Origin of the sequence: uncultured Mucilaginibacter sp., assembly GCF_903893715.1 — a bacterium.
In the GTDB taxonomy this organism is placed as follows: domain Bacteria; phylum Bacteroidota; class Bacteroidia; order Sphingobacteriales; family Sphingobacteriaceae; genus Mucilaginibacter.
This window is the reverse complement of record NZ_CAITNG010000041.1, coordinates 1-6,209: the sequence shown is the minus strand read 5'-3', so window position 1 is coordinate 6,209 and position 6,209 is coordinate 1. Positions and strand designations below refer to the sequence as shown.

General features: G+C 43.1%; 4 protein-coding genes and 1 pseudogene. 2 read left to right on the top strand and 3 right to left on the bottom strand.

The window, feature by feature from the left end; all coding sequences use genetic code 11:
• Nucleotides 1–99: 99 nt before the first annotated feature.
• Nucleotides 100–993 (bottom strand): universal stress protein, encoded by an 894-nt coding sequence (locus QZX97_RS05565; RefSeq protein WP_295664451.1) that lies wholly within the window; start codon nucleotides 991–993, stop codon nucleotides 100–102.
• Between the two features lie 13 nt (nucleotides 994–1,006).
• Nucleotides 1,007–2,290 carry an acetyl-CoA hydrolase/transferase C-terminal domain-containing protein gene (locus QZX97_RS05560; protein WP_295664448.1) on the bottom strand — a complete coding sequence of 428 codons (1,284 nt, stop codon included), beginning with the start codon at nucleotides 2,288–2,290 and terminating at the stop codon, nucleotides 1,007–1,009.
• A 257-nt stretch (nucleotides 2,291–2,547) separates the two neighbouring features.
• Here QZX97_RS05560 and QZX97_RS05555 point away from each other — a divergent pair, with 257 nt between their 5' ends.
• Nucleotides 2,548–5,052 carry a cation-translocating P-type ATPase gene (locus QZX97_RS05555; protein ID WP_295664446.1) on the top strand — a complete coding sequence of 835 codons (2,505 nt, stop codon included), beginning with the start codon at nucleotides 2,548–2,550 and terminating at the stop codon, nucleotides 5,050–5,052.
• 72 nt (nucleotides 5,053–5,124) lie between these two features.
• On the opposite strand, the gene QZX97_RS05550 is transcribed toward QZX97_RS05555, so the two are convergent.
• The gene (locus QZX97_RS05550; RefSeq protein WP_295654711.1) at nucleotides 5,125–5,541 is read right to left on the bottom strand and encodes a hypothetical protein; all 417 of its coding nucleotides are present in this window, start codon (nucleotides 5,539–5,541) and stop codon (nucleotides 5,125–5,127) included.
• Between the two features lie 227 nt (nucleotides 5,542–5,768).
• Here QZX97_RS05550 and QZX97_RS05545 point away from each other — a divergent pair.
• A pseudogene (locus QZX97_RS05545) lies at nucleotides 5,769–6,209 on the top strand (hypothetical protein); the annotation flags it as partial.

Genomic DNA, 6,209 nt, shown 5'->3' with positions numbered 1-6,209 from the left:
TATTACCCGATATTTAAAACCTGATTGTGTGAGTTGTTAGTTACGCCCGCAGTTGTATTCATAACTGCGGGCGTTTTTTGTAAGTTACCCGTCGGGTGGTCAAAAAACAGGGAGCGCCTCCAGTATCTCCATCGACGGGAAGACCAGCATAGGTTTAAGCAAATTGGCCGCCATTTTTTGTGTAACGCTGCGCTCGAATATTTTTTGGATAAAATTACGTTTGTGATGAATAAGTACCAACATATCCACATCAGTATGTTCGGTCAGCCAATCGAGGCCGTTGGTAACGCTGTTGCTTTTTATGGCCTGATAATATACTTCGGGATAATTTGTTTTGGCAGCAACCCGGTTAAAAAAATGTTTCACCAAATGTTGATTATCATAGTCTGTGCCATTTTCTTCGGCAACGTGGGTTATCAAAATTTCGGCATCAAAGTGTTTGGCCAGACCCGCCAGGCAATGCAATACTTCCACTCCGGTTTGGCCCAGATCAGTGGCAAAGGCCATTTTCTTGATGTCTTTAAAAAATGTTTGATAGGGCACCACCAAAACAGGGCAATTTGCACCATCAATTACCTGACTGGTATGATTGCCGAGCAACACCGAAGTTAAACCACCCTCGTGATGCGTACCTATCACAGCCATCAATACATGGTTGGTCAAAGCTATATCGTTAATGGCGTCAATCATGGGGCCACCTTTGCAGCAATATCTTATTGCAGGCCTAAAGGCACCTTCAGCAACATCCACGTTGAGCTGGCGGTTCAACCGCGCCGCAAGTTCAGCCATCTCGGCAATAGCGCCCTCTTCGTAGGTCCTGTAATCATCGGGGTACGAGCTGATCGGCGTAGCAGTTGCCGGCTCGTGCACCGTACCCAAAAAAACGTTGCACAATAATAAATTAGCTTTCACTTTTTGCGCAAGTTTTAACGCATAATGAGCGGCATGCTCTGCCCTAACCGAAAAGTCGGTCATTACTAAGATGGTTTTCATGTTCTACATTTTTTTATACTTTTTCAAATCGGTTATAAAATGCACGTTCAAGCGTTTCGCGATGATCCGGATGCGCAAGATTGATCAATGCCTTTGCCCTTTGTTTTAAGCTTTTGCCAAACAAGTTTACTATACCATACTCTGTAACCACCCAATGCACGTGCCCGCGCGTGGTTACCACACCTGCCCCTTCCTTTAAAAAAGGAACAATGCGGCTAATGCCTTTATTGGTTTGCGATGGAAGGGCGATGATGGGCTTGCCACCTTCGGACAATGACGCACCGTGTATAAAATCCATTTGGCCACCAATGCCCGAGAATTGATAGGTACCGATAGAGTCGGAACATACCTGGCCGGTCAGGTCGATTTCGATGGCGCTGTTGATGGCCGCAACTTTAGGGTTTTTACGGATGATGGCCGTATCGTTTACATAGTTGATTTCCATTACCCTGACGCCGGGGTTATCGTTTACAAAATCGTACAATTTGCGGGTCCCGGTCAGGAAAGCCGTTACCGAACGGCCAACATTTATCTTTTTGAGGCTGTTGTCAATAACGCCGCTTTCGATGAGCGGAATAACGCCATCAGAAAACATTTCGCTATGCAGCCCGAGGTTTTTATGGTTTGTTAGGTTTTTAAGCACCTGGTCGGGTATGCTGCCAATACCCAATTGCAGGGTAGCGCCATCTTCAACCAAGGATGCTACATTGTAGCCAATTTTTTCAATCACCGGGGTCACGTCGTTGCCATAGTTCACTTCCGGCAGTTCGTCTTTATGCCATACCATCGCATTTATTTTTGACATATGCACAAAGCCCTGTCCATGTGTACGCGGCATCAGGGGGTTAACCTGCGCAATAACGTATTTTGCGGTATCTACAGCTGCACGTGCAATATCCACCGATGTACCCAATGAGCAAAAACCGTGTGCATCGGGTGGCGAAACTTGTATAAGCGCCACATCCAAAGGCAAAATTCCCCTGCGGAAAAGCAGCGGTATCTGGCTTAAAAATATGGGTACATAGTCGCCATCGTCGCTATTGGCTACCGACCTTGTGGCCTTCGATACAAACAACGAGTTCACAAAAAACGATTTGCGGTGCTCGGGCCTGTCGAAGTTAACTTTGCCCAAGGTAGTAATGCTAACCAGTTCCACATCGTACAATTCGTGGTGCCTGTTTTGCAAAGCCTCTACCAGCCAAACCGGTGTGGCGGCGCCACCATGTATATACACCCTATCGCCGGGTTTTACAATTTTCAATGCCTCTTCGGCGGGTATGTAGTTAATATCGGTCATGATCCTAATTTTTATTATGGTTTGCTAAATAAACCCTTGTTTTCTTTTTTCCAAAAATAGCTGATGCTATACTTCCCATGTTTGACACTGAACAATATAAAAAATGACATGCATCATTTTTTCCAATTACTAATGATATAGCTTTGCTCACCGCGATACTTCTAATTTTTTTACATAGTCGTCGTGGGTAACTTATTCATTTTTGCCTGTAAGAAGATCTCTCTTATTATAGGTGGCGATTTGCAATAAACAAAGCCATGCCCAATAACAATTTTAATATTAAAGGTTTAACTGACAGTCAGGTGCTTGCTGCCCGCACGCAATATGGTAGCAACAGTCTATCGTACAAAAAAAATTACGGTTTGGTTGATGCCATAAAGGGTTTAGCGAAAGAACCTATGGTAATCCTGCTATTAGTAGCATCGTTCATATATTTTGTAAGCGGAAAAACGGGTGATGGCATATTCCTTTCGTCGGCAATTGTACTTGTCGCGGCCATCTCATTACATCAGGACTCAAAAAGCCGAAATGCTTTAGAAAAACTGAAAGATTTTACAAAGCCAAATTGTACAGTTATCCGCGACGGGAAAACCCAAAGCATAAAAACCGAAGACCTGGTGATTGGAGATAGTTTGATGGTTGAAGAGGGCTGTTCGATTGCCGCAGACGGAACGATAGTACACTCGAACGATTTTTCGGTGAATGAGTCGATACTCACGGGAGAGTCGTTATCGGTTTATAAAGACAAAAGGCAGAATAACAACTTAATATTTATGGGCACATCGGTAGCAAGCGGACTAGCTATAGCCACCGTTACAGCAATCGGCAACCAAACAAAATTGGGCAAAATAGGCAAAAGCCTCGAAAGCATTGTAGAAGAGAAAACACCCTTAGAACAACAAATCAACAATTTTGTAAAAAAAATGGTGATCGCGGGCGCTGTAGTTTTCATTGTTGTTTGGATAATAAATTATACGCATTCGCACCATATCTTAGATAGCCTTTTAAAAGCGCTTACGCTAGCCATGAGCATCCTGCCCGAAGAGATACCTGTTGCCTTTACCACATTTATGGCCCTTGGAGCATGGCGTTTAATGAAAATGGGAGTCGTTGTAAAACAAATGAAAACAGTTGAAACTTTGGGCAGTGCTACTGTAATCTGTACCGATAAGACAGGCACGCTAACTGAAAATAAAATGAGCCTGGTAAAATTGTACGTGCTTGCCGATGACAAAATATCGGATGCGGATGGTGCATTAAGGGATGACGAAAAGGAACTCATCAGGCTGGCTATGTGGGCAAGCGAACCTATCCCCTTCGACCCGATGGAGGTAGCGCTGCACACGGTTTACGCCGACTTAACTGTAAACGACGAGCGCCCGCTATATAAAATGGTGCATGAATACCCTTTAAGCGGGAAACCGCCCATGATGACCCACTTGTTTGAAAACAAAGAAGGAGACCGCATTATCGCCGCTAAAGGCGCACCGGAAGCCTTAATGAGCGTATCGGACCTGACTTCGCAACAAAAACGACAGGTAGAGGCAACGATTAATACCCTGGCAACCAATGGTTATCGCATACTGGGTGTAGGTGAAACAATATTTAAAGGAATGGCTTTCCCATCAACTCAGCAGGAATTTAAATTTAACTTTAAAGGCATCATCGCATTTTATGATCCGCCAAAGGCCAACATTCAATCGGTGTTGCAAGGCTTTTATAAAGCTGGGATTGAGGTTAAAATTATTACAGGCGACAGCGCTCTCACCACTGCTGCCATTGCGAAACAAATAAATTTCGAGGGAAGTGATCAATCCATTTCCGGCGCAGAACTGATGAATCTGAGCGATGCGGCGTTGAAAAAAAAGGTGATGCATACTAATGTATTTACCAGGATGTTCCCTGATGCCAAACTGAAAATAATAAATGCACTGAAGGCCAATGATGAAATAGTTGCTATGACGGGGGACGGGGTAAACGACGGGCCGGCACTTAAAGCGGCACATATTGGTATAGCAATGGGCCAAAAGGGGAGCGAAATAGCCAAGCAGGCCGCATCGCTTATATTATTAGAGGACGACTTATCGAAAATGGTGGATGCTGTTGCAATGGGGAGAAGGATATACGACAATCTAAAAAAGGCTATCCGGTATGTTATATCCATACACATCCCGATTATCCTGACGGTGTTTATTCCCTTGGCCTTGGGGTGGATATACCCTAACATTTTTTCGCCTGTCCATATTATTTTCTTAGAACTTGTGATGGGCCCCACTTGCTCTATTATTTATGAGAATGAGCCAATGGAGCAAAACACCATGCTGCAAAAACCAAGGCTTTTTACGACCACTTTTTTCAATTGGAAGGAGCTGACTGTAAGTGTTGTACAGGGCTTGGCAATAACTGCAGGAAGTTTGATAGCCTATCAATACGCTGTACATGAGGGGTATGACGAGGCACTTACAAGAGCTATGGTCTTTACCGTGTTAATCGCGGCCAATATATTTTTGACACTAATTAACAGGTCGTTTTATTATTCAGTGCTTACTACCATACAATACAAAAACAACCTCGTGCTTTTAATGATCAGTATTACATTGGTTATTACGGGCATGTTATTGTATATAAAGCCATTAGCGCGCTTCTTTCTGTTTGAAGCATTGAATGCACAACAACTGTTTATAAGTGTTGTGATTGGCTTCGTTTTTGTAATTTGGTACGAAGCTGTAAAATTAATAATACGCAAAAAGCATGTAAGCTAAAATTGGGTTTATCTAAAATATCGTGCCATATTTTCGATAAACCCAATTTGATGCTATTTGTATTTTACCAAGTTAAACCTGCATGGCATCTTCCAAAATCAAAAATAATTGTTTTTTCTCTTCTCTTACGGTGTCGAGCAAATCGGTTACGCGGCTTTGCAGGTCGTTAAAAGTTTCCAGTAAAACGATGCCCATCTTTTTTTCGGTGTCGGTTACATAGGGTGCAACGAATTTTAAAAATTCGGGGATACTTCTTTTTAAATCCATTATGTTGGACTCCTGGCCAAAAACGGCTTTGGTGAAGTTTTTTACTTTATCGAGCAATTCCCTGTCGATATAAGGTACCAGATAGGTGTTTGAGATGTCTTTAAAAAACCTGATCTCGTCTTCAACAAATTGGATGTCGCTTAGCCAGTGCCGGCTTTGCTTGTAAAGATCTTGTAACTCGCTCTCGAGCAATAATTCTTCTTGTAGTGTTTGTGTTTGCATTGTTGTAAAGTTTTAGCGCTGTAAAGTTGGGCATGGGTGGCGGCATGGCTAATGATGATGGTCAGCAAATAATATGACCCCCGTCAAACAAAGCAAAAACGCAAAAAAATAAAGTCGCTAACCGGCGATTAAAGGATACTATGATGAACATACCTTGAAAATGTGACGCCCGTCAGGTTTTAAGGCCTGCAAGATACCTAGCTTTGGCATTTATCATTTGTAATTATATGGCCCATAAATTTCATATACCTGTATTAGGCTTAGGGTATTCGGTTGATACCCCTTTAAAAGTAGCGCGTTACGGCATCGCTTCGGTTATGTCGATAGTTGACGATGAGTTGGTTGAACGGATGCGCAAATTACACACCGAACAAAACAATGAAACCTACGTGCCCATTCCAAAAAGCGGCACCGAACATCGCGTAAAGCGGATATGCGCCTACCTTAACCTGGTAAAACGGCTGGTTGACGAGCAGTTTGAAGCATTGAAAGCACAACCTTTTGAACCCGGCAGCGATATTTGTCGCTATTTTGAACTATTGCCCGACTCAAGCCAATTGAAACAAGGGTACGATTTGATGATGGATTATCCTGCTGATGACCGTAAGCTCATTTTCCAAAATGTTTTGCGCAACTCGATGACCAAGGGTGCCATTGACGTGAACATT